Below are 1,807 nucleotides of genomic sequence, written 5' to 3'. Positions count from 1 at the left end.
GCCAAAATCGCTCACCATTGACCGTGCCGCCGGTCCACCGGTAAGCGTGAGTTTTAAGCGCGCTTGTTTGGCGCCTTTGTCGCTGCTTACAAATTTGCGCTCTGTCCAAAGCGGCTCAGCGAGTTGTTCTGTTTCCTCGAGTTTCAAAGGGGTGAAAGCACCATCATCCAGTTGCATCTCCAGTGAAAAGGTTGCACCGCCCGGTAAAAAGGTTTTGATATAGCTCGTTAACCTTGCCTTTTCCCCAAAGGCAAAAGCACGCGTGACATAAGTGGCTTCCTTATGGATCTTCCCCGCAATCAATTGAACAGGAGCAAACAAAACAGGTGAGAGCTTCTCTGTCCCTTTGAGAATGGCGCGAAGCTTTACCTTTTCACTGATATATTCGGTAAGACTGAGCAATTGAAAGGGTAGGAGTTGGTAAACCGTGCCGTTATTTCTTTCAATTTCAAAGATGACAGAACACTCACTTGAAGGCAATTCAATGGCTGCGCGTATTTGCAAATCAGAGCAGTCCACAAGATCAAAAGTGCCAAGATCAATGGTTTTTTCTGTTTGTGTGTAGCGTGCCGCCAACACGCGAAAGGCTAAAGCCTCATCTTGATGCGCGGTCCATGTCTGTGCATTGACAGAAGAAAAGCGTGGTCCCGTTACATAAGGGTGGCTTGAGACATATCTCTGGTGTTCTGCATCAAAATCCCCAAGCTTTGCTAAAGAGACAGAATGATTACTATCATCGGTTTTAATCACAAAGGCGGTGAGACGGTCATCCATCACAAGGAGTGGTACATCATAGCGTGCTTCTACCCAACCTGCCTTTGCGCCCTTCATAGAATAAAAGCTTTGCGCTTGAATATCGGCGGTGGGATAACCGTTTTCAGTGGTGACCAAATCAATCACCAAATCATGGTTTTGATTACCGATTTTGCAAAGATGAAAGTCAATCCCCGTTATTTGCCGTGTTTCATCAGGGGTAAAGACTTGCGCTTGTGGGTCCACTTGCGTCCAGATCTTCACCGTGGTGGTACGCCGCATGACCTTCACATCAATCACACCTTGACCGGTAAAAAGCCCCGTTGCAATGGTTCCACCTCTGCCTTGTGCGATAACATTTTTTGTGCCAGCGGTAATGTTTTGTGGAATCTTAAAAGTGCCCTCAATGGCGCCATAAGAATTGGCTAAAAGGGGATAATTCGGTAAAACATTCACACCATCAAAGGTAAGACTTTCCAAGATTTCGCTACTGCCAAAACCTTCAATTTTAAAGTGAAGAGTAATTTGTCTCAAAAAATCGATTTGCTCTTGGGTTGCACTCACCAAGTCATCACGCACTTCTGTTTTACGAATGCTTCTCCCACGGTTCCTGCCCATGATGATTTGATTGGTGATACCGGAGAGCCAATCGGTGCGCTGTTCGTGCCAAAAGTCTGTTGCGGGTGTGAGGGTTACTGTACCAGGCAGGGGTGCAAAATTTTGATAGGGGTTGATTTTTTCGCAAGCCGTTGTCAACTCTTGCGCAATGATCACTTCATTTGTCCAGTCAAGGGTGACAGGCGCTTTTAAAGGAGCAGTATAGAATGTTGGGTCAATGGCAAGTTGCAAAATGCCATTGCCTACAGCCCCCGTTTGTTGAAAGCCTTCATCTCTGTAAGAGTCATCTAAAAAGGGATCAGCAAACATGCCTTTTTTGGCGACTGGTTCTTTAGAGTCTACATTGCTTTTAATGCGCTCTAATTGCATGAGACGGTCAAGGGAGAGCACCCGTTGAAAATAGCGCCACATCTCATCATAGGGGGCAACCCGTGTG

1 protein-coding gene is annotated in these 1,807 nt (G+C 46.3%); it reads right to left on the bottom strand.

Translation table 11 applies throughout. The features are described from left to right. Positions 1 to 1,807: DUF4815 domain-containing protein (locus ACFILU_RS02685; protein WP_375674641.1), on the bottom strand; the 1,807-nt coding region annotated here is incomplete at both ends.

Source organism: Bartonella sp. CL100XZDX (assembly GCF_042195375.1).
GTDB lineage: Bacteria > Pseudomonadota > Alphaproteobacteria > Rhizobiales > Rhizobiaceae > Bartonella.
This window is presented reverse-complemented; position numbering and strand designations above follow the sequence as displayed.